This window comes from Chlorogloea sp. CCALA 695 (genome assembly GCF_003003885.1).
GTDB lineage: Bacteria > Cyanobacteriota > Cyanobacteriia > Cyanobacteriales > Chroococcidiopsidaceae > Aliterella.
Map to the genome: position 1 here is coordinate 1 of NZ_PVWN01000038.1, position 22,372 is coordinate 22,372.

24 protein-coding genes and 1 pseudogene are annotated in these 22,372 nt (G+C 44.0%); 16 read left to right on the top strand and 9 right to left on the bottom strand.

Annotated elements, in window-relative coordinates:
* Window positions 1-181: 181 nt before the first annotated feature.
* From C7B70_RS16935 to C7B70_RS16955, 5 genes and pseudogenes are all read right to left on the bottom strand, one after another.
* A complete protein-coding gene (locus C7B70_RS16935) occupies window positions 182-595 on the bottom strand; it encodes a hypothetical protein (RefSeq protein WP_106370189.1) in 414 nt (137 codons plus the stop codon).
* Window positions 592-1,353, bottom strand: coding sequence for a ParA family protein (locus C7B70_RS16940; RefSeq protein ID WP_106370190.1), 762 nt, complete (start codon window positions 1,351-1,353; stop codon window positions 592-594). Before C7B70_RS16940 ends, C7B70_RS16935 begins: the two co-directional genes overlap by 4 nt.
* Before the next feature lie 316 nt (window positions 1,354-1,669).
* Window positions 1,670-2,104 (bottom strand): BamA/TamA family outer membrane protein, encoded by a 435-nt coding sequence (locus C7B70_RS16945; RefSeq protein WP_233220969.1) that lies wholly within the window; start codon window positions 2,102-2,104, stop codon window positions 1,670-1,672.
* A 115-nt stretch (window positions 2,105-2,219) separates the two neighbouring features.
* Window positions 2,220-3,103, bottom strand: a pseudogene (locus C7B70_RS16950) (IS630 family transposase).
* Between the two features lie 57 nt (window positions 3,104-3,160).
* Complete coding sequence (locus C7B70_RS16955) at window positions 3,161-3,598, bottom strand: ShlB/FhaC/HecB family hemolysin secretion/activation protein (RefSeq protein ID WP_233220970.1); 438 nt, start codon at window positions 3,596-3,598, stop codon at window positions 3,161-3,163.
* A 37-nt stretch (window positions 3,599-3,635) separates the two neighbouring features.
* Between C7B70_RS16955 and C7B70_RS16960 the strand changes: the two genes are divergently transcribed.
* The 6 genes from C7B70_RS16960 to C7B70_RS16980 all read left to right on the top strand — a co-directional run bounded on the left by C7B70_RS16960 (window position 3,636) and on the right by C7B70_RS16980 (window position 7,223).
* The gene (locus C7B70_RS16960) at window positions 3,636-3,875 is read left to right on the top strand and encodes a hypothetical protein (protein WP_106370191.1); all 240 of its coding nucleotides are present in this window, start codon (window positions 3,636-3,638) and stop codon (window positions 3,873-3,875) included.
* A gap of 44 nt (window positions 3,876-3,919) precedes the next feature.
* Window positions 3,920-4,114, top strand: coding sequence for a hypothetical protein (locus C7B70_RS16965; protein WP_106370192.1), 195 nt, complete (start codon window positions 3,920-3,922; stop codon window positions 4,112-4,114).
* A 548-nt stretch (window positions 4,115-4,662) separates the two neighbouring features.
* Window positions 4,663-6,120, top strand: coding sequence for a DUF6851 domain-containing protein (locus tag C7B70_RS16970; RefSeq protein WP_106370193.1), 1,458 nt, complete (start codon window positions 4,663-4,665; stop codon window positions 6,118-6,120).
* A gap of 80 nt (window positions 6,121-6,200) precedes the next feature.
* A complete protein-coding gene (locus tag C7B70_RS16975; RefSeq protein WP_106370194.1) occupies window positions 6,201-6,590 on the top strand; it encodes an ISAs1 family transposase in 390 nt (129 codons plus the stop codon).
* Entirely contained in the window at window positions 6,512-6,751 is a 240-nt protein-coding gene (locus C7B70_RS28835; protein WP_369831897.1) for a hypothetical protein, read from the top strand. The genes C7B70_RS16975 and C7B70_RS28835 overlap by 79 nt, the downstream gene beginning before the upstream one ends.
* The gene (locus tag C7B70_RS16980; RefSeq protein ID WP_106370195.1) at window positions 6,723-7,223 is read left to right on the top strand and encodes an ISAs1 family transposase; all 501 of its coding nucleotides are present in this window, start codon (window positions 6,723-6,725) and stop codon (window positions 7,221-7,223) included. The genes C7B70_RS28835 and C7B70_RS16980 overlap by 29 nt, the downstream gene beginning before the upstream one ends.
* Window positions 7,224-7,584: 361 nt before the next feature.
* Here C7B70_RS16980 and C7B70_RS16985 read toward each other — a convergent pair whose 3' ends face one another.
* The gene (locus tag C7B70_RS16985; protein ID WP_106370196.1) at window positions 7,585-7,806 is read right to left on the bottom strand and encodes a hypothetical protein; all 222 of its coding nucleotides are present in this window, start codon (window positions 7,804-7,806) and stop codon (window positions 7,585-7,587) included.
* 486 nt (window positions 7,807-8,292) lie between these two features.
* Here C7B70_RS16985 and C7B70_RS16995 point away from each other — a divergent pair, with 486 nt between their 5' ends.
* Window positions 8,293-8,553: a hypothetical protein gene (locus C7B70_RS16995; RefSeq protein ID WP_146134082.1), complete on the top strand. Its 261-nt coding sequence runs from the start codon at window positions 8,293-8,295 to the stop codon at window positions 8,551-8,553.
* A 13-nt stretch (window positions 8,554-8,566) separates the two neighbouring features.
* Here the strand turns inward: C7B70_RS16995 and C7B70_RS17000 are convergent, their stop codons facing one another.
* From C7B70_RS17000 to C7B70_RS26425, 3 genes are read right to left on the bottom strand one after another with little or no spacing between them, the layout of a single operon-like run.
* Window positions 8,567-14,290: an AAA family ATPase gene (locus C7B70_RS17000; RefSeq protein WP_106370198.1), complete on the bottom strand. Its 5,724-nt coding sequence runs from the start codon at window positions 14,288-14,290 to the stop codon at window positions 8,567-8,569.
* A gap of 26 nt (window positions 14,291-14,316) precedes the next feature.
* Window positions 14,317-15,426 carry a MobF family relaxase gene (gene mobF, locus C7B70_RS17005; RefSeq protein WP_106370199.1) on the bottom strand — a complete coding sequence of 370 codons (1,110 nt, stop codon included), beginning with the start codon at window positions 15,424-15,426 and terminating at the stop codon, window positions 14,317-14,319.
* Window positions 15,407-15,577, bottom strand: a complete 171-nt coding sequence (locus C7B70_RS26425) for a hypothetical protein (protein ID WP_158260513.1) — start codon at window positions 15,575-15,577, stop codon at window positions 15,407-15,409. The genes mobF and C7B70_RS26425 overlap by 20 nt, the downstream gene beginning before the upstream one ends.
* Before the next feature lie 762 nt (window positions 15,578-16,339).
* Between C7B70_RS26425 and C7B70_RS17010 the strand changes: the two genes are divergently transcribed.
* The 9 genes from C7B70_RS17010 (at window position 16,340) to C7B70_RS17050 (ending at window position 22,367) form a co-directional block, all read left to right on the top strand.
* Window positions 16,340-17,479: a ParM/StbA family protein gene (locus C7B70_RS17010; protein ID WP_106370200.1), complete on the top strand. Its 1,140-nt coding sequence runs from the start codon at window positions 16,340-16,342 to the stop codon at window positions 17,477-17,479.
* Entirely contained in the window at window positions 17,463-17,990 is a 528-nt protein-coding gene (locus tag C7B70_RS17015) for a hypothetical protein (protein ID WP_106370201.1), read from the top strand. The genes C7B70_RS17010 and C7B70_RS17015 overlap by 17 nt, the downstream gene beginning before the upstream one ends.
* A gap of 124 nt (window positions 17,991-18,114) precedes the next feature.
* The gene (locus C7B70_RS17020) at window positions 18,115-18,942 is read left to right on the top strand and encodes a hypothetical protein (RefSeq protein WP_106370202.1); all 828 of its coding nucleotides are present in this window, start codon (window positions 18,115-18,117) and stop codon (window positions 18,940-18,942) included.
* Between the two features lie 44 nt (window positions 18,943-18,986).
* A complete protein-coding gene (locus C7B70_RS17025; RefSeq protein WP_106370203.1) occupies window positions 18,987-19,835 on the top strand; it encodes a hypothetical protein in 849 nt (282 codons plus the stop codon).
* A 22-nt stretch (window positions 19,836-19,857) separates the two neighbouring features.
* Window positions 19,858-20,115: a hypothetical protein gene (locus C7B70_RS17030; protein WP_106370204.1), complete on the top strand. Its 258-nt coding sequence runs from the start codon at window positions 19,858-19,860 to the stop codon at window positions 20,113-20,115.
* Window positions 20,112-20,672, top strand: a complete 561-nt coding sequence (locus C7B70_RS17035; protein ID WP_106370205.1) for a hypothetical protein — start codon at window positions 20,112-20,114, stop codon at window positions 20,670-20,672. The genes C7B70_RS17030 and C7B70_RS17035 overlap by 4 nt, the downstream gene beginning before the upstream one ends.
* Window positions 20,669-21,058: a hypothetical protein gene (locus C7B70_RS17040; RefSeq protein WP_106370206.1), complete on the top strand. Its 390-nt coding sequence runs from the start codon at window positions 20,669-20,671 to the stop codon at window positions 21,056-21,058. The genes C7B70_RS17035 and C7B70_RS17040 overlap by 4 nt, the downstream gene beginning before the upstream one ends.
* Before the next feature lie 2 nt (window positions 21,059-21,060).
* Complete coding sequence (locus C7B70_RS17045) at window positions 21,061-21,771, top strand: restriction endonuclease (RefSeq protein WP_106370207.1); 711 nt, start codon at window positions 21,061-21,063, stop codon at window positions 21,769-21,771.
* Window positions 21,772-21,953: 182 nt separating this feature from the next.
* Window positions 21,954-22,367 carry a hypothetical protein gene (locus C7B70_RS17050; RefSeq protein WP_106370208.1) on the top strand — a complete coding sequence of 138 codons (414 nt, stop codon included), beginning with the start codon at window positions 21,954-21,956 and terminating at the stop codon, window positions 22,365-22,367.
* Window positions 22,368-22,372: the final 5 nt, after the last annotated feature.

Here is a 22,372-nt window from a genome sequence, read left to right on the forward strand (position 1 = left end):
GTTTCATCATTGTGGTCTGTTTTTCAGCCCTATTAAATAGCTCTTTTTGTGGCTGGTTTGATCGCAAATTGCTGTAAATTTCTTGGGTGAGCGCAAATACTACTACTGTGAATCAATTAGGGAGATGTGACAACCACTTTGCATGGCTTGGGCATTGCCAGAACCGAGTTGCGCGAGTAAATTAAGAATGCTGGTATTTCTGATTTATTGTTTTCAATCGCCGTAGTTCTCCGGCAATTTTTCGTTTAGCATAACGGCTCTTAGCTTCTGCCAACACTAAGGTCATAGTTCCAGGGTTAGAATTGCAAATAACTAATGCTGCTTCCAAAAAAGTTTCAGGAGTAATTTTTTCATACTTGCACAGCATCTCTAATCCGTCGCGGAGTTCATCTTCTAGCCGAACAGCTAGACGCTTGCTGATTTGAGGTAGATTGCTAACTTCTGGAGGAGATGTTGTTTGAGGAAAGGAAGCATTTTCTAGTTCTGGACTTGGTACGCTTAGACTACTAGAACCAAGTAATGAAGTGTTCCTCACTGGCACATCTTTTCTCTGCTGGGCTTTAAGTTTAATTTGACTAAGCAAATCGTCTGTCATGATTTTACCTCCTGAATTTTTTGAACCAGCACTTCAAAGGGATATTCTAGACCCCCATATCCCAAATCAGATAGCATAACTTTCTGATTAATCGCTTTTTCAAACTGATCTGACTCTCGAATTGAAGGTAGTACAGGGCTGTCCATCTCCGCCATTGCTTCAATAGAACGACGGCTCTTAAGTGTTTGGTTAAAACCAACCCATTTATCTCGAAAGGGAACTGTACCAATAACTTTGCCCGTAAACGCCCCAATCTCTGTTAGTTCCTCAACTAAAGCCAATGTGCGGACTAATGAATTAAATCCTTTGATTGACGCTTCCGCCGGAATTACAAGAGCATCCGCAGCGCCAACCGTAGCTAAACAAATTTGAGTCTGCTGCGGTGGTGAATCAATTACACAGAACTGAAATGCTGAAGCAATCGGTTTAAGTCTCTGCCGTAAAACCATAGCACTAGAACCAAGCATGGACAGATACTCTTGGGCCTGAATTAAAGCATCGTCAGAGGGTAGTAGATATAAATTGTCATTGATAAGATATAAGCTATCCTCAATTGCTACCTGTTTTTTAAGTACCTCTAACAAGCTAGGACTATTACCGTCTAAATCCACTCCTAACCAAGTTGTCAAGTTATTTTGTGGGTCGGCATCTACGGTTACTGTAGGATAGCCCAAACTAGCAAGTTTTCGGCTAAGAAACAAAGCAATGGTGCTTTTGCCCTGTCCTCCAGATAAAGATGCACAAGTAATAATAATCATAAAGACCTCTAGAAACCCCGACTGAAAAGATACCCCTAATCAGTGGGAGTAGTTTACTCTATTAAAACTTGTTTGAATTTACATAAAGTTAAATATGTAAGTTTCATTATTACACATTTGGATTATTTATCAAATGGGTAAATTGTAAAAAGTTAAATTTACACATTTGCACATTTGCACAAACAAATGATTCTATTGTTATAAGTGGAAAAAACTATTCTTCTATCTGCCGCCTAAACAAAGCCGTAAGTCAAAATCTAAGCATTTTCATATTCTCAAATGTACATATTTGAGAATTGCTACATTGGCGTGACAGTTAAAAAGGGTTGTAAAACACGGAAAAATATATACCGTTTTCTTGCCATGTTCGTTCGGTAGAAGACACAGAAATTAAAGGAATCCCATAATCGAGACGCGCCGTAAAGCGATCGCTCTGTTGCCAACCTAAACCCAAACCTACTGAAGCTAAGGAATTAGTGTCTGGAGCCTCCCTGCCAGCATTCCAAGTGCTGCCAATATCTACAAAGGGAGCTATTTGCAAAACTGCATTCCAGTCAGGTACGCGTAGAACTGGTAATCTGACTTCCGCCGAAGCGAAAGCCCCATTATCCGTTAGCAGCAAGTCTTGACGATAACCGCGAACGCTTTGCAAACCGCCCAAACTAAACTGTTCTAACGGCACAAGTGACGTAGTTGATAGCTGGACATTACCGCGCACTAAAAGTAATGTTTCTGGCGCTAACAGTCGCACCCACTGAGCCTGTTAGCGCCAGGAGAAAAAGCGACTATCAGGTTGTTCTGCGTTAACTGTGGCATCTATTGCACCAACTCCTAAGTTGAATTGTGATCGCGCGGCAATTATAGCGCTACGCAAACACGTTGGGACAATGTTTAAATGCAGCATCAACACAGTCGTGAAAGCTATCAAATTCGTTCCACCGCTGCCGCATCCAGTTTTTGAGTACAAACCACCAATGCTCGATCTTGTTCAAGTCTGGAGAATAGGGGGGAAGATACCATAACTCACATCCAGCCTCTGCCACAATCTCATCAATTACCTGAGAGTGATGAAAACTTGCATTATCAATGACAATAACATTTCCCCTTTGCAATTGAGGAAGAAGACACTGCTCTAACCACATCTCGAACAAGTTGCGGTTACAGGAACCAACAAAGGTCATCGGTGCGAACACCCTTCCTTGGCGTAGTGCTGCAATCCAACTGACCCTTTCAGTACGTTTACCGGATTTGAGAGCGTAAAATCTTTGCCCAACTTCGCAGTAGCCATAGAGGTAATCGTCACGATTGTCGATGCCTGCTTCATCAACGTAGACGATCGCATCGACCGTTTTTGTTTTCAGTCGGTCTCGGAAGGCTTGTCGTTGCTGCTCGTCGCGTTCTTGATATCCGTAAGTTTTTTTTTTCGACTTAAACCAAGCTTACGTAAGGCATCACTGATATTTTGCTGACTGACATTATCTCCCTACAATAAAGCCATTTGCCCTTGAGTCTTACCTCCATGTTGTTTCGCAAACTCACGAAACTTCTGCCAATCGGTGATTTTATGTCTATTCCCTTGTTGATAGTGGGTAATTGCTTGACAGTTGCCAGTTTGTTCTTTTCGTTTCAGCCACAAGTCGAGTGTGTTGCGACTGATGTTCAACATCCGGCTCACATCACTTTTGCGTTCTCCTCGCTCAACTGCCGCAATTGCCTTTTGGCGCAGGTCTTCACTGTAGGGAGCAGACATAAATGTTGTTTAGTAAGCTTCTTTTCCTATTGTATGTCTTAACATGAATCTGTAGGGCTATACTTGACGAGCATCGCGCTGCGTCCATTCTTGAAAAAATCTCAGTGCCGAGATCCGAGTTCGTCCTTGCTCATCTGCGCCTTGAGACAGGGGATAGGGCATATCTAGTAAGGAAGTCTCACTCTCTAGGCGACTAGCACTTATACCCAAAGCAAGCTCCTGACTTGGCGTTTGAATAATTGGCTGGCGCAGAGTTATGTCATAGTAGCGAGATTCAGACTTAATATCTAGCACGTCAAAAGGTGGCTCAATAACCCGGCTTGAAGTCGTGCCATAGCTAAGGTTGAGCGTACCATTACGAGGATTTAGGGGTAAACTATAACTCGTATCGATTGCGTTACTACCGTCCGTATTGCTATAACCAACACTAATGCGATCGCCTATTCCGAGTAAATTGCCTTCATTTAGTTGCAAGTTCCGGCGAAAGCTCCCCACGGCGGGAACTCGCCCGTTATCAATAGTTGTTTGAACAGTGGTACTTTGGGCTTCACTAACATCTGAAGGAATTGCTGTAAAGGAGCTTGATAGTTGGTTTATCGATGGATTAAAACTTTTATATGCTGCCTGTTTCGTGGATCAATTTCTAAATTTGGATACAACGACAAATTTTGATAGAGTTTTAGCTACTTTAGAAGCTGAAGTAAAGGCGCGAGACGTGCATATTCAAGTAGTTCTTAAACGATTCGAGACTTTTCCCCCTGTTACCGAATAAACTACTCCGAAGGGCGCGATCGCGCTCAGTCGGAGTTTTAGGATTTGAGTAGCAATGAAGAAGAAAACAACCCAGAGCAAAGCTTGAATGAACTCGAATTACAAGGCGCAACAATGGGCTACTCTCCGTCGCCTAACGTACACGAAGCGATCAGGATTTGGGAAGAAAACGGAAAACTTATAGAGTTGGGATGGCAGCGAATACCTCCACAGCAAAAATCCAGTAAAGTACAGCCGTAAAGTGTCAACCAATCGACCCAGTTTTCGCTCAAGAGTAAACTAAAAATGAACAATCCAACAATTGAAATTACTGCTCCCAAGTTTGACCTGTACGAATTTGTAACCCTGTACTAGAACGAGCAAGAACAACACACAAAAGTAGTTAGGCGCTGGTTTGATTACGAGGGCGATCTGTGGTGGTATAAAATCCAGGGTTCCGAGGCGCTTTACCCAGAAAATGCTTTAACCGCAAAACCGCAAGTATTTGCGAGCGCCGTCCTAAGCGCCCAGTAACGGGCTTCGCACCCTTAACCGATGTTGCGTCAGTCTTACCTAAGTACGCTCGCGACGAAGTCTTCTCTAAAATCGCTCAAAAAACGAGTAATCTGAAAGGGTGATAATCAACATTATCGTCTCAGTAAAAACTTTGATGACTTCTTCAGAGAAGTTAACCATTAAACTTGACAACTCTTTGCAAACAGGCTGCCCAACGGAAAATTTAATCGCTCATTTCCAACTGCTAAAACTGTAAAAAACTAATAATTTGTTTTAACAATAGGTACAAGTAAATGAAACTATATATACCCTTTGGAGTAGCAGTAATTAGCTTATTCTTAACCAATAGCGTGAAAGCTGCTTCCTTAAGTGTAGGCGAAAGTAGAAACGAGATTATTCTATGGAATGAGGTCGCTTTACAAGCGGTACGTGACACTAGATCCGCTCCCACAATAACAGCACGCGCTCTGGCGATCATGCATACTGGCATCTATGATGCTTGGTCTGCCTACGACTCAGTGGCAATTGGCACGATGCTTGGTGATACTCTCCAACGTCCTGAAGCAGAAAATACTTTGGATAACAAAGCCGAGGCAAGTAGTTACGCGGCCTATCAAACTCTAGTAGACTTATTCCCGTCCCAGGCTAATCAATTTAACCAAGTAATGACAAGCCTTGGTTACGATCCTAACAACACTTCCACAGACACAAGTACACCCGCCGGGATTGGCAATGTAGCGGCACAGGCATTACTAGATTTTCGGCATCAAGATGGCTCGAATCAATTAGGCGATCTTAATCCAGGCGCATACTCTGATTACACAAACTATCAACCAGTAAATAGTGCTGACAAGATCGCTGACCCCAATCGTTGGCAACCGTTATCCATTTCTAATGGGCAAGGCGGCTTCACTGAGCAGAAGTATATTACTCCTCACTGGGGACTTGTAACCCCGTTTGCGCTCGAATCTGGTTCGCAAGTCCGACCCACTACTGGTCCTAAGACGACGGCTGAGATGGAAGACTATGAAAACCAGGCTCAACAAGTCTTCGATCTAGTTACTAACCTTAATGACGAGCAAATAACGATCGCTCAATACTGGTCAGACGGTCCGTCAACGGAAACCCCACCCGGTCACTGGAATCTTTTTGCTCAGGAGGTTTCCACCAGAGACGAACACGACCTTGATGATGATGTCCAGATGTTCTTTATTCTGAACAATGCTCTTTTTGATACCAGCATCGCCGTATGGGATACCAAAAGAGTATACGATTCTGAACGTCCAGTGACAGCTATCCGCTATCTAATTGATGAAGATTGGCAGTCTTATATACCTACTCCTCCTTTCCCAGAATACGTATCGGGACATAGTGCCTTTAGTGCGACTGGTGCTGAAATCCTCAAACTATTTACAGGCAGCGATGCTTTTAGTGCTTCCTACACGCAACTAGCAGGAAGCTCTCTTATTCCAAACCGACTAGGTCCGGCAACGGATATAACTCTTTCATGGGATACTTTCTCGGCAGCAGCAGAGGAGGCTGGAATTTCTCGTCGTTATGGTGGTATTCACTTTGAAGATGGAGACTTAGCAGGGAGAGCTATGGGTCGCCAAGTTGGTACGCTAGCGTGGAATCAGGCACAAACTTACATAGTCCCTGAACCTTCTTCTGTGTTGGGTACGTTTGTATTGGGTGCTTTAGGTGTAAGCGTACTGCTGAAACGTCATAAAGGAGTAGTCTTTAAAAGCTAGAAGACTTCAGGACACCCAGGGATAATTCGTTTCTTAAAGAAATATTAGAATGATTGAAACAAACAAGTTTTGGAAATAAGATGGGTGCGAACTTAATCCAATCACTTCAGGAAATTAGAGACTTTCGGGCTTCTCAAGGGAGACGCTATCCTCTATGGCTGATTTTGCTATTAGTGATTATGGGAACAATAAGTGGATGCCGAAGTTATTATGCACTGGAAGACTTTGGAGCGCGCCACTACGGAACTGTGAGTGAGAAACTAGGATTAACGGTAACTCGCCTGCCATCGGACACAACCTTTCGTCGCATCTTGCAGAAACTCGATTTTCAAGCACTTGCACAGCAGTTTGAGCAATGGGTGAATAGCAATTTCACTCCTGAACCAGGGGAGTGGATAGCAATAGATGGCAAAAGTATCAGAGGAACGGTTACAGAACACAGAACGGCTACCAAAACTTTGTTTCTTTAGTTTCAGTGTATAGCCATCAACAAGGAGTCGTGCTTGCTGCCCAACAGTTTGAATCGAATAAGAGCGGAGAATTGAAAGTGGTGCAAACAATACTTGAGGCATTGCAGCTTGAAGGAGTAGTATTCACCATGGATGCCCTGCACTGCCAAAAAAACTACTAAGCTGATTATTGAGGGCGGCAACGATTATGTTATCACCGTCAAAGGGAATCAACCTCGACTACTAACACAACTTAAAACAATTGCCGAAGTTCAAAAACCTTGCGAACGGTTTGTTGATATTGAGAAAAATCGGGGTCGAACGACCTGTAGACTCGTAAGTGTTTTCGCTGACCTCGGTGGCATCGACTCCGATTGGCTTGGAGCAAAAAGCTTCATTCAAGTTGAACGCATTGGTATCCGCTCTGGAAAACAATATTTGCAAACTAATTATTACATTAGCTCTTTAGTCTCAAAGGCAATGACTTTTGCTGAGAAGATCCGACAGCATTGGGGTATTGAAAATCGCTTGCACTGGGTTAAGGATGTGATTGCAGGTGTTGATACTGCGCCGTTCACTAATCATAATGCCGCTACCACAGGGGTCTATTATCCGCAATATTGCCATCAATCTTGCTCGCAAGGGTGGTTATGATTCTTTGACTAAGGCGGAACGATTTCTTGCCCATGACATTGACAAGCTATTTTTACTTTTAGAATGAATTATCCCTGCTTCAGGACACCAACCAATACCTCTCGGTTAAGCCTGTCTCGTCCCTAATTTTGGGCAGGAGGTATGGCTGAAACTCTTGAGCTTCCGTGAGGAAAATCATACCGTATTTCTTAACCGAGAAGTATTAGGACACCAACCAGCTAATTGCCCCAGCCTCACAAATCCTTCCGCTCCAAGACAGCTACTCGCTCTTGAAGATCGGCGATAGCACCCTTAACGGCTATGGGTCAGTCTGCCCAAGGGTGGTAGCAATGATTACAGCAAGTATTGTTGGCGATTAATTTTAGAATCTTGACCCGCAAATAGCCTGAACCTGAACTTCAGGCAAGTTCCGATTCTTTTCCCGACAAACCAACACATCAGCTAACCGTCGTTCAGCATAGAACTGATGAGCTAACCAACCCAAAGGAAGACCAGCCAATAGTCCCACAATCAACCCAATCATCAAGCTAGAAACAAGATTTTTTCTAGTAATAGTATTCTGCCGCTCTACTTTTGCTAACATAGTTCCCTTTTAAACGAATTAAAGTCCGCCAATTAATTCACTACCCAACCAGACGACCTAAAGAGATTAGCTTCCGCTCCACGTTAGCCACCCGATCTTGCAGGTCATTTATTGCACCCTTAACGGCTGTGGGGTCAGTTTTACCTAAATACTGAGCGAAGCCCTGCGTGCGCGCTTGCGCTATCGCATCCCTGACTATCTCAGCTTCTTTGCGACCTGCGGCGGTGATCGTGCTAAGAGCGTTGTTGCCAGTCTTGGGGAACTCGCGCCCCGACCATCGGTGACTCTGCCATCGCTGCTAATTCTGCTATCAGTTACGACTCAAGGATAAACGAAAGTTTTGGTCAAGATCGTAGTATCTTCACTAATTCTTCACGGCAACTAAACCACAAATAGTATGTAGGTCGAAGATGCTTGAAATAATACTCAGAAACCAAACCAGATGCTTGCGATAGGCCCAGAAACTCTCAATCCTCTAGAATCGCCATGAATAAAAAACGAATGGTTACAACTATTGCTAGAGAAATGATCAAAGACTACTTGCCCGGTATTCCGATTAGAGTTAAAGTCAATAGCTCCTCCTGGTTTGGCGGCGGTGACGTAAATTGTCAATTAATCCTACACACTGACAAGGTTTACAAGCAATGTGTTGTTTTTAAGCAAATAGATAGCGAGGAGTCTGTATCTGATTCAATAGCTAGAAAACTTCATGAGCTAATCGCCGAAGCTTGCGCGACTTGCCCGTGATTTTAATTTGTAATTACAAACGACGGGACTTACAATTTACCTGGCTGTAGTTAGGAACGTCCTGCTGCATCGCTTGCTTTGCATTTTCTGATAAGGGAATCGGTTTTTGGGGATGGTGCAATGCGATCGCTACTTCGGCAATACGCTTAAGGTAAGCTTCACTATAGCCAGACGAGCGCGCTGCCTGATGCCACTGCCAAAGATTGCTAGAAAGTTGCTTGTAGGTACTGAAGTCCTGCTGCATTGCAGATTGTGCTTCTACTGGTAGCGGTTGACCAGAATCAACAACTGCTATAATTCGGCTGACATAAGCATCAGGCTTACCGATTGCCTGAGCAACCAGCTTCCATTGTGAAGGATCTAACTTTGATGCTACGTCTTTTAGCTGCTCGTTCCAGTCCTTGCCATAGGTCGGTACTGCTCTAGTGACAGAACTAACATCCATCGCTAATCGCCATGCCATTTCTTCGCCAGCGCGATCTTGGTCGTGAGCCGCGATAACTACAACCCCTTGCTGTTGTAGCCAATGGACAGGAATAGAACCCGCCCCATCAGTAGATATAAACATTGCTTTTCCAGGTTGCTCTGCTAAGGCGGCAGCAGACAAGGCATCGATAGCTGACTCGACTAATACAATCCGCTTTAGCTGACCTTCGCCCTGGAAAAAGGAGAACCATCCGTTTTCACGCTGGCTGCCTGTTGCTAACCCTTTAAAAGAGCTATCTTTGTAAGTGCCGCGCAAACTGGCTCCAGTAACGTTGCCTTTGATATCTTGGCGGAGGAATACAGCATTTTGTTTGGTGTCAGCATAAATTATGCCCTGGTTGTGTAATTCATCTACTAAAGCTGCGGGTACTTTACGTTTTTCGACTAGATATTGTCTTACAGCTAACCACTTAGAATCGTCGGCATTTGGTAATTGAAACGGTTGGCGTTCTACAGCCTTTGATGGTGATGGACGCAGGTAAGAGCGCGGTAGTTCGCTAATCCCGTCAGACAACCATTTGAGTGCTTCCTTGAAGCTTTGCCCCTGGACGTGAATGACTAAATCAATTGCTCCATACCCACCTTTAAGGTTCAAATGGTCGTAGAATTTCTGGTTGTTAATACTAAGGATTTGTCCGTCGCCCCACCACTTATGTTTGTCGTGTTTGTCCAGAGTTAAACCTAAACGAATTGCGATTTCCTCAAGAGGAATTTCACGCAACCCATCGGCTAAAGAAGTTATGGATTGTTCCGTATAGCTGGAGATTGCTGTATCTAGTTTCTTAACTGCCTTGCTAGGATTGGAAGTTTTTAGCATAGTCAAGTTCTCTTTAAACTGGTCAATGTGCTGAGAGATAGCCCAAGACGCATTGTTGGTTGTTTTTTGGAGTTGTTCTAGTAATCCACTACTTTCTAGCTCCTGTTGGACAGTTAGGTGAGTTTGTTGCTGGGAGAACAGTTGAGCTATTTCGGTCATGCTCTCAAACTCGAACTTGTGCGCCTTGGGATTAAAATCGGCAGCAAGTTCTGAGAGCGCAGCTAGTCCGTTAGTGAGTCCTGTTTCCAGTAATTGCGACAAAGCGTGATGGGACTGCAAATCCTCTACTAAAGCGCTCATGTCATTGAACACAGTTGGCACTTTTTCAGTAAATTGTGCCAATCGTTGAGTCAGAGATGCTATGTCTACAATTTTTTGCGTCAATAGCTGCTGTGTATTTACCTGACTTATTAGCTCTGGTAACTCACCGAAATCGAAGGTTTGCTGTTGCTCCTCTTGCCGAACGACTTTATTAAATTGAGAAATTGCTTGTTCAAGTTCTGCCTCAGACTGCCAGTATGAAACCACCTGAGCTAGATTTTCTATTTCAGGTTGCAGTTCGCCAATGAGTATAGATGCCTCCAAGCGTGATTCTGCCATCGTCCAATTAGGCTGTAACTGGTCAGTTGACGCTAGTTTTTGAGTAAGCCTTGATAGTACAAGCTGAATTATCGGGAGATATTCAACTAGACTTAACTCAGATTGTTGCCCAGTTAAGTCTTGGGCAAGTTCTGATAGTCCAGCAAATTTATACTGTTTGCTTGAACGATGTAGATGTTTAATTTGTCCAGTCAGTGTAGCTAGTATCCGACCTAGATTGACATTTCCAAGAATTCGTTCATCATTAAATGACCCAACTAACGGAGCCAATTCTACTAAAGCTGTCGCCCATTGTTCATCGGTAGGGATGGTTCCTTCTGTCCATTGCCCTGGAATTGCTTCTTGTTGCCCATAATTTCCTCGTAAGCTTCCATCACCTGTTCGTTGACTTGAACTTGTACCAGGCTTGTATCCTCTAGTTTGACTGAAAGGTTGTTCATCGCTTCGACCAAATCCTTCAGCGTTTCGCTCATTTTGTCTGATTTCTGTTGCTCCAGCGCTTCTTTGAACTGAGCGATGAAGTCGTTGAGCATTTGCTTCACTACTAGGGGGCTGGCGCTCAACTGTTTGCGGATATAACTCTTGAGTTCCTTGTTCTCCTGTAAGGCTTCGGTGTTCTGAGCTTTCAACTCCTCTATGCTGCGAGTTAGGTTGGCGATCGCCGTTAATAAAACTGTGTCGTCTGTCATGATGATCTCCTGGTTCTAAAAGGTTTTCTTGAGCCTTACTTCCTTGTACTTGTTGAGGTAAATTCTCTTTTTCTGTGATTACTTTGGCAATGTCCTCACATCCTTGATCTGGGAGCTTACCATTTGCAAGGCTTCGGTTAAGCTCTGCAATGTCGGCTCCAAGCTGCTCGACTTTTTGGAGTTCAAGGTGTCGGCTAATTGCTTCAAAAAGCTCTGGAAACTTGCTTTCAGTTCGTTTAGGTTCGCGGTCTGGGTAACTTCCAGTCGCAAGATTTGTTCGCTCAGTTGCTCCGTACTGCTCGTAAGTTGAGTGCCAGTTTTCTCCAATTGAGCGATCTTCTTTGTCAACGGGGCTAAGGCTTTGGTTAATGCTAGGGTGTCCATTTGCTGTATGCTCTCCTTTGAGTTGTCGCCGGTCGATGCTGTCATGAGAAATTTGCTCCGGTAATTGGTTTTGTTTTTGGTTGTTGACGGGTTGCTGACCCAATACTGAGTCTTTTAGCTGTTCTTTCCTCTCTTGAACGCTCAATTTTTTAGGCGGCACGATGGCTAAATGCCGTGACTGCTTGTTGTGTTCGCGCCATTGTCGTAGTGGCAGTGCCACTGATGCCGCTTGTTCGTAGGCAAGTGGGCTATGAGCCACAATCAAGTCATCTACCCCTTTTTCTGGTCCCGGCAGACTGACCACGCTAACTTTTGCTCCCTGCTGCTGCAACAAACTACCAGTGCGAGAGATAGCAATCTCGATATTTCGCTTTGTCTCTGGGCGCGTCTCGTAATCGAAACAGAAACTAATATTGCGCCCCAAGGTAGCGAAAACTGCCAATTCTTCGTGTAAATGAGCCTTTATTGGTCTTCCCTGCTCATCTTTGCTGCGATACCCTGCATAAATTCCTGGTAGCCCGATGGCAACATGACCTTGGCTTAACAAACTAGCTGCTTTCTTGGCTCCCTCAGTAATGGTAATAGGCAAGTTGTATTTCCAAGTGCAGTACCAAAAACCGCGCATTCGATCTTCAGAACTAGGATCGATACCTGCTTTAGAGTAAATCCTCTCGGCAATATCGTCGGGTACATGGAGCAGAAAAATACCCAAGTCGATTTTTGGCGGATGCTCGTACTTGACGAGCTTTCCTGGCTTATCCGGGTTTGTTCTTGGTGAGTTTGGCTTGTAGCATCCCCATCTTTTCTCTTGAGGCTTAGTAGTTGATTCCAAACTTGAGAAAGAGATAGCATTTACCCCAGAATCGCACCACCAACCACCCGCATCAATGTGGGCGTACCTTTTCAGCATTCCAGTAGTTAGTTGTCCGATATTGGTACGTTCTAACTTGTCCGAGTACATCAGGTACTCCCAGGCTTCATGCTCCTGCTCTATACTCCCCATTTGCAGGCTGCGAAAATTAAGAGCCGCGATCTCTGGATGAATAGCGCTACTTTCTACTAACTCCTGCCAGTGATTTGCCTCAATATGGGGTGGAGCAACTTGTTCTAATGTTGGAGTCCAAAATACCTCTAACTGCTTTGGAGGCTCTCTTTTGACGATTGGGCGCATCCGTTCAATATTTGAGACTACGGATTTTTCCTTATGCCTCAACTGTGGTGTTTCGGTGACACCCTCCGAAACTTCTACTTTCTGCCTAACGGTTACTTCCGGCACTGCACTTACTTGTACTTTACCTTTGGGCTGCAATAGCTCCAGCACCGTTTCTTGAGCTTTGCTTTCTTGTGCTTGCTCTAGTAAATAATCGATATCTTCAGCGTAGATTTTCAGGTCGTACTTAGCGCGGCTGATCGCAACATAAACACTTTCCTGGCTTACTGTTGGGTCAACTGTTGATGAGACTAGCACCCGGTCGGCGGTTTTGCCTTGGCTACTATAGGTTGTCGAAGCGATCGCATAATCAATCGGTAGTGGCTCGTCTATTTGCAGCGATTCCTCTCTGCCGTTAAAATAGCGAATCGTTGCCGTCCGCTCCTCAATCGCCACAACCATAAATTCATCTCGATTGCTGCGCCCGCTTTGCTTGTCTTCTCTTGTCCATCTCAGAGAGTCTCCAACACAGACCTCAATAGTTTGTTGGGTGTAGACAGTTTTGCGAAACTTCATTGGATCAACTGCAACTTGGTTGCCTGACCAATCACTCAAAACTAGCTTGTCAGATTGAAAACCACACACAGCATAAGCTCGGTCTTTACACAGCCCTGCCCGTTTGTACTCCCGTAAAGGTATGACTACATCGCCAATATTGTAATGATGCCGATATCGAGCTTGTACGTTCGTCAGGTCTTTTTGCTTAAGTCGAGTTACAACAGCATCCTCGCCTACTAACGTCCCATCCTGTTTTAGCCCCGCCCGGATCTGCTGCATAATCTGAGCTTTCTCTTTGTGAGTCCCGGCTAAAACCAAAGTGGTTCGCCGTTGCTCTGGGCTTAGTTGCAAGTAGTCTTGAGCAATCAGCGTACTCCGTTCCTCAAGACGAGGGATTTCTTGAATCCTCCCTACCTCTAAAAGGTGTTGCAGGGCATCAACATGATTTCCAGCCGCCGCAAGCTCGGCGGCAAGCTTTAAGTCTGGGACTTTTTGCCGTAGCGATTGGTTGAGGTGTGCTGTACTAATTCCAGCTTGTTGCAAGCTCTTAAATGGATTTCCGGCTTCAACAGCACTTAATTGTCGCGTATCGCCCACGAGTATTACTCTTGCTCCGGCGGCGGTCGCTTTTTGTAGCAAGGCATACCCGTCTTTGGCACTAAGCATCCCAGCTTCATCGACAATCCAAAGTTGGTTTGGTTGATGTTCTTTTGGCTGCTTGGAAAGCAAAAGGCTGGCAACAGTATTGGCTTCAATGCCTAATTCTTCGCCTAATCCTTTGGTCGCTTCCTTGCTTGGGGCAAATCCAGCTAATAATGTTATCTTTTGCCCCTCTGTTACTCCTTGAAGCAGTTGAGTAATCTGTTTCAACTCGTTAAGGGCGAAGGTTTTTCCCGCCCCTGCTACTCCTTGCCACGCAATGAATTGGTCAGTAGTGGTGGCTGTAAGTGCAATCGCTTCCTTTTGCCCTGAAGTGAGATTTTTTCCTTCTAAATAGCTTTCTACAGTTGATATTGTAGCAATCGGGCTAAAGAGTCTCTTGCCTTGGCGCATCAGTTTAATTGTGGCGAGTTCTCTTGCTAAAGCAGTTTGAGTTGTGTAACGCCCATCGAAGTTTTGATTAGTTCGGGATGAATAGCGATCGCCTGCTCTAGTTGCTCAATGCTAAATGGTTTGACTTCAGCAGTGACAAACTTCTCAATATCCTCACTTTTAAAAGCAACTTGGCGTTCGCTGCAATGCTCAATTCCTACGGCAACTGCTGCTTCAATAACCGAGGCAATTTCTTCCTGGTTCGAGACAGGGTTAATTGTTGAAGTGTGGGGGACAGGATGAGAAATACTGTGAAGGTCTGCTTCGATATGCCAGTAAGGTAGTTTCTCACTGCGCCCAATCTCGTGATTCTTCTTAACTCTAGTTTTACGCCATGCCCATATCTTGTTTTCTGTGGTTAACTCCGCACCTATTTCTTCTAACTTCCCTAAAATCTGTTCGTGCCTTTTGGAAAACCCCTCAATTTGCTCTCTGGTATATCCCTTAATCTCAAATAGTTCTTTGGGATGGGGTTCAATCTCATAGCCCAACTTACGGCATTCACTAGCCAACTCGTTGCGGTAGATTTGTCCTAAAAGGATTTTGTTTTGATAAAAAGGTTTATTGCTGATACTGCGCCATTTCCCATCCGGCCCTTGGGTGCAGTTCATCACTAAGCAATGCGTATGCAGGTGCGGATCTAGTTCCCGGCTCGTGTCGTGATGCCACTTTGCTACTATCAGATTATCTGTTTGTACTGGTTGCCCGTTGATTCGAGTTGTCGCATAACGAGATTCAATCAGGTCAATAGTTCTAGTTACGGCTTTACGGTGTGCTGACTCTAATCGAGTGTCACCACCAACCAAACAAGCTATACTCACACTCTTAGGGGCGGAAAAAGTCAAGTCAGTACCAGCGCGTTCTTTTTTGCCTTTGTGGTTTTGTTTTTCTCTTAGTTGTGTTTCCCCATCAGGACTTAAACCGTTGACGATGTTCTCATAGACATCCATATCTACAATTGCGCCAGACAACTGATAAGTGGAGGCTCCCAGCCCTTGCCACTGGGAATTAACCGCCGCATCTTCTTGGCTGTAGTAGTTCTCTTTTTTGTAGTACGTCTTAGCTTGGGTTGTATTACTATTGGCAAGAGTCAGCATCTTTGAAAGCCCCAAAAGTTTTATTAACCGTGTGGCGATCTGCTTTTTCTATTTGACTACTTTGTGCCATTAAAATATTTACACCTACATTTCTGGCGCTAGTAATTCTCAAATCCACAGCCCAATTTTCATTAAGCTTCTTCTTTGTCATTTAAAAACTTCCCTCAACTTGAATAACTAAGTTGCTGGCTCTCAAAAAATTAAAAAGGTGATTTTACGGTAATTTAGCAAACTATTCAAAAGCAGGAAAAATTAGTTAATTTTGGTCATGAAAAGTCGCTATTAAAAATATAGCTTATAATCTGTTTATTGCAACTATTCCAATTGTATTTTTGCACCTTTTAGTGCGTCAGGTGCGGTCGCCTATGCGACTATATCTTTTCTGGGGAGTCCAGAGGGGTCGCCCCTCTGGGAATATGACTACAATTTGTACGAAAACCTTTGTTTTACCTGCCTTACACCTGTTATTTCCTAACAATTACCTCAGCAATAACTTAGTTCACCTTATGAAAACCTTACTAATACCTTATAAACATGAAAGCTAAAAGATGACAAAATCTCTGCCTTTTTTAGTAGAGAAAATCCTTGCCAATAACTTGTATTTACCTTAGTATTTACTAATGGTTCCTTCCAGAAAACTTGTATTTACCTTAGTATTGCAATTACCTTGAAGTTACCTTATATTTACCTTAATTGATGTAATTGATTTCTAGAGCGACAATCAATTGTGTCAATAAAGTTTGATTACTGTCCGTTACTAAAACATGGCGTTCTTCAAGACCACAAGAGCCATGCCTTGTCGATCTATCCTAGTCAAATACAAACAGTTCACTGCTATGGGCTTGTCCATCTAGCCCATAGTTAAAGTGTTACATTTCGTCCAATAAGCAGAAGTGCAAGAACTTATCAATCAATGGCTGACACTACAATTGCCTGCGACCTCGGCTCGTTAAAGAGCAAGTTTTTTTATACGATTAAGCAGTTCAAACCAGAACTGATGTTGATAGAGTCGGAAGTAGCAAAGGTTTCTCAGCAAAGTATTGAGGAACATGAGGAGGTAGTCAAGTTAGGTAGCTTGACACCAGAAAACTTTGCCTGGGTGGAATACAAAGGAGAACATCGAGCAGTGGGGTTCTTAGCAAAAGACCGCTTCAATGCTGACCTAAATCTCCAAGCACCCAAAGTCCAACTTGCTTTGTACAAGACTTTAGCGGCGATTGGGGCGATCGCGCAAAAGAATGGCATAGCAAATGGAACATCGGTGAGTCTAGGGTTACTGTTTCCTTATGGAGAGTATCAAGATCACAAGTTGTTTCAAGAGATGATAACTGAAGCGATTGGTAGCTTTCGCTTTCGGGGAGAGGAAAAGAGTTTTGAGTTAGAGAGGTTAGTGTGCCGCCCTGAAGGGTTTGGCTTAGTATCACGAGGACGACTTGCGGGGAGTGGTAGTTTAAAGGAGCGGACGATTGTCGTGATAGTAGTAGGCTACCGTGATGCCTCAATCTATGTGTGGCAGAGGGGGGCAATTTCCAAAGGAGCAACTAAGAAGTTAGGATTTAACAAGTTGATTAAGGCAGTGCAGCTATATGCCCCTAATCAACCAGATTCCAGGCTAGCAGCAGCAATATGTAAAGCCGGAGCCAAGATTAGTATCAAGGCACTGGGGCATCTGAGCCGCTTTCCTGACCCCTCGGACGCAGCTTTAAGAGATAAGGAGATAGCCGAACTACGAAAAGCAATCGCACGAGCCAGGGAGCAGTATTGGTTAGACCTGTGTGGATGGCTACGCAATCATATTCCAGTGGAACTAGATGAAGTGATAGTAACCGGAGGTACAGCTTACTATTACGAGCGGGAATTTAACGCATTGTTTGCTAGCCCTGGAGTTAACTGGAGCAGCGAACTAGAAGAACAAGTAAACAATTGCTTTCGCACGAAGGTAGCGGAGAATGGCATGAGTTATCGCTTAACGGATAACTATGGCTTTTTCTACTACTTGTGTGGCACTGATAGCAGTTTAGAACGGACGAGAACTCATGTACGAGCAAGTTGATTTTCATTTTCGCTATCAAGCTGGCAACGAGTCGCTGTACGCATTGTTGCTCAGGTATTTACAAGCAAAAAAACATGGTAGTAGGGGTAGTAGGAAGCTGGTTGTAGAGGACTTAGCAGAATTTCCTAAAGAGCAAATGGTTCTGTGGGCTTTGTTTGCTTTTTGGCATCCTCTAGCGTGTAAAGCGTTAGGGAGCTTTAACGAAACCCAGTTAAAGCAAAAAGCTAGAAATGCAATTTATCAGTTGCTACAGCATATTAACTACTTGATTGAGATATTTGATTTAGACCCACAAGAATTTATGTTACAAGTGCCAGGGCAACAGCCAAATGGCAAAACAACTCAGGGTCAAGTTCCATCTTCAAGCAGTGTCCAACCAATAAGGGCAACATCCTCATCTGTTACTACTGGAGAGTTGGCAATTGGCGCGCCAAACGAAATGTTGACCACTACTCCGGAACTGACACGCAATGAAGACGATGAATTACTTGAGGAAGTATTTAACAGCTAACCAGCAAATAGACATTATTATCTCGTTCAGCGCCATGCTCTAGACCTGTGAGTTACAAGGAGATCGAGGACGATGCAACATTTCAGTCAATCTTTAACCAGTGATGATTTACAAGGAGAAAATCATGTCCCAAACCTACAAGGCACAACGACAGGTGATTCAAATTGGTGACATTTCCTTAGAAGTTGCCATGCTTCCAGATGGTAGTTATGTGTTTAGCCAAACAGAGGTAGCTGCTGTAGTTGATAAAAGCGAAAGTTCTATCCGCAGCTTTCGCCGTTCTAAGCACCTCAAATCGTTACCTGGTATGGAGTCCCAATTCGCAACTCTAACGATTGAGGGGGTAAACAAACCAATTGCTCCGGTTTCCTTGGAACTAGCAGCTTTGTACTGGCATAAGTGCGCTAGCGTTGGTAATCAAAAAGCTCAAGCTTTAACAATCGCTTTAGTCAAATATTCACTTTACGATTTTGCTGACGAAGCATTTGGGATTAAACGCAGCAAACAAGAGCGCTCTGACAATTTAACAGACGATTTATCTTCCACAGGCGTAGCCCGACTAGAAGCAATGTACCAGCACCTATCAACGCCAACCTCCACCCAACAATCTTTGGAGACTAGCAGCGAACGAGAATTGCAACTGAAGGTTCGTTTAGCCGAAATCGAGCTAGAGCGAGAAAAGTTACAGCACGAGAACGCAGTTAATGGTTTTCCTATCACAGACCTTAGTAAGGTGGGCGTACCGCCTTGGCGAGTGATTTCGCAGGTGCAAAAAAGCTTGGGATGGTCAGATGCTACCGCTACTTACAAACTAATACGTCAACTGGGCTACGGGTTTAGCAGCGCTCACTGGTTTTCTGTACGGATTAAAGGCGGGGTATCAGTGATGTCTTGGACTTCTATAGACGCTTTATCTGAGGCAGTTGAACAATTCAAGTCGTTCCCAAACTAGCAACAGCTTTCGGTTCAATAATTTATTTACTTGGAGAAATCACCATGCCTTACAGCAAACAGGATTTGCAAAATCTTTACTCGTTGTCCTTTGAAGATGTAGACGCTACTCTCGCTGCTTGTGGACTATCAAAAGAGCAGGATGAGTATGCTGATGAGCAAATTCAATCAGGATTTGACGTTATTCGTAAATACTTCAACGAAGCACAAGTAGGTGACTTTGCGGCGGCAACAGAAATGTTTAGCCAGCAAAGTCTATCCAAAACGAAGAAAACAGGTGGAGGTAAAAAGTCGGGTAACTCCTCAGAGCAAGAATTGGGTGTTACTACAGTAGAGGACAACGATTTAGATATATCCCAACTGTTAGCTCAAGCAACTTCCCAATGTGGAACGCGCATTTCTCTAAATGAGGCAAGCAAAATCTTATCAGCCTGCGGTCTACCGGACAAAGAGGAGTACACTGGCACAGAATGCGAAGTCTTTGTAGAAGCCTGCACATTAATTAAACAACAAAGCAAAACCTATGAGGAAGTAGCAGTACATTTTGGCGTAGCCACTGCGCCAGATGATAGCCTAGAGCGTCAAGAATTGTTGGCAGAAGTCCAAGGGATACAAGGCTCTGTTTCCTCCTTGTCTAGCACTCAAACAGCGCAAGTGATGCAGGCGTTACCACAAATGAGTTTAGAGCAGCTAAGAGCAATAAAACTACAGTTCTTGCGCGACCTCAACCGAGAACTGCGGGAGTATGTCGAATCAGGTCGGATGCAGGCAGAATTTCAAGCTGCTGCCGACACAGTGATTAAAGATCCATTTCTTACATGGTCGCCTGTTAGTGACGCTAAGAATAGACCGCTTAATGGTGAAGTCTCCCAAAAGTCTTTACCTGGAAATTAGTTATAAAAGAAGGAAGCCAATCATGTTTTTACCGCCTAATCCTTTGCAGGAAAATGATGACAATAGAGTAAACGAAGCGACTAAAGGCTTGGGGTCTTTTTCGCGTGAAGAAAGTATGCAATTAGCTTATGCTTCTTTTCCCGGTGCAGGAGTTTTTGTATTTTTAGATGGTCGGGTATCAACAGTCAACGCTTTTATAGCAAGCTTAGTTACAGCATTAGGGTTTTACTTATTGATTAAAAACGCTAAACAACTTAGCAAAAAATTTACCAAAAAATGACTCAAACCAATGATATATCGACCGAAGTGGGAAAATCCCAGAAATATGTTTTAAATGGCTCCCAGTTATTAACCTTAGCTTGTCAGCAGTTGGAAACTCAGGTTTCTCTATTTGAAGCTGGGAAAATTCTTTCTGCTTGCGGTCTGTCTGACTTAAATGAATATACGCCTCAACAATGCGATCGCTTTATCGAGGCGTGTACTCTGATTAAACAACAGGGTAAAACCTACCAAGAAATAGCGATACATTTTGGGGTGGCTTCATCTGATGATGAGTTGATTGAAAAAGTGCATAACTTACTGGGTCAAGTGTCTTCCACCCAAGCCGACCTAATCCGCACTGCTTTACCTAAGATGGCAGTCGAGCAATTGCAGGAAGTTAAGGCGTTGTTCTGGCGGATGACTGCCAAAAGGCTAAAGAAGTATGTAGATTCTGGGCAACTAGAAGCAGAGATTCGCACTGCATCCAAGAGCGTCCTGGCGACTTCTTTGGGAAAATACCTGGGGCTGCTGATGCCGAACAGCAGCCCGAAGAAAGCGAAGAATTTGCCTGGTTGATTGATGAAACGATTCAACAGCGCATTGCGGTTATTTCCACGGCAGATCGGCGGCTTATTGACTTGAATAACTACAATTTGCGGGAGCGAACCAAAGCAATCGCTCAAACAAAACACTTGGATGAGGCAAGAGTAGAGAGGTGGCAAATGTGGCTAAAGTGGACTTTTGGCACTTTGCATCGGGCCTCCAACCGAATTACCTTTTTCTACCTGCTTTGGACTCCGATGGTGATTTTCTATAGCGCGATCGCATTTATGGGGATGCCAACGGCGGTTCTTTGTCCTAAACCTAATGGTATCTGCCAAAATCTTAGGGTGATGGCAGTGGAGACTAAAGAGACCGTACTATCACCGCAGATTTTGTGGGATAAAATTACCAAAAAATAGAAATGGAGATTTTTGTTTTCCTAATTGGGCTTGGGTGTTTGGTCTTAATAGTTTGGGCGATTGCATTGTTTGGCAAATTAGTTGCCGACCGAAAGTATCGCCGACAAAACAGACCACAAAGGCGATCTTCGTCCCCGCCTCCAGAATCTAAGCAGAAAATAGCATCCGAGGCTCCTCCTTTAGCAGCAGTTCAACCTAGTCAGGTAGTTGCTTTAGTGCAACCGCCAGTTTCAAGTAGGGTTCGACTTCCCAGTAATAAGCATCAGCAAAACATTCGACGTGCCGAGCGTGTGCTTAAGCGACTGCGCGAAGTCTCAACTGTCGTTCAATTACCGGAAGCGCTCGGTATCCTGCGTAAAATGAATCCGTATGCCTTCGAGGAATTGTTGTTAACCTGCTGCCACGAACGGGACTGGCAAATCGAGCGCAACTTTAAATATACGGGTGACGGTGGTTTGGATGGGCGCGTGACAATTGCTGGGAGACTTTATCTCATTCAGGCAAAGCGCTATCGCGGTTATATTAATCCCAAGCATATCCGCGACTTCCACCGGGTCATTGAAAGAGATAAAGCTGTGGGAGGGTTTTTTATTCATACGGGAAAGACAGGGGAGATGTCTAAGGAGTTGCTGCGGGAATATCGAATAAGTTTGCTCAGTGGAGAAAGATTGGTTGATTTTGTGCTAGGGCTAAGGTTAAAAATCCTGGGATAGTAACTACCGAAGTCGGTAATGCCAAAATAAAAATATATTGTATCGGTCTTGAAAAGTGACTACTACAGAGACAATTATCTGCGAATTAGACTCAGCCCCAGAGCCGCTATTAGTAGCTGTCCTTGATTTTATTCAACTACGAAATCTAAGACTATCATTATGATAAATACTAAGATAAAGTTATGGGTTGGGTTAAACCTAAAAGTGTTATGTTGAAAGCTTTTTCTGCTTCTAGATTCGTTAGAAGGTTGATATTTTCTTGTTCTGCTTTAGTTGTTTTATTACCAATTAGCGCCAATGGTCAACCTTTGCCTGATTCTGCTAGGTTCAATCAAAATACCAACGTGTTAAGCGATTTTGGCTTAGATAGTGCGGCGGATTTGAAAAATATAGGAAATTCAGTTGAGGCACTTCCAGTAATACGCCGCCAAGAATCAGATTTCTCGCCTGCTCGTCCTACGCCCTTGCTCAGAATCAACGTGCCTCTGATATCGTGCGATGTTTCCTATCAAGAAAGACAGGAACAACAAAGACGACACGAAAGCGAAGGCATTGCTATTTACGAGTCAGGCAGCAAATGCCCAGGCGATCCGTAATCCAG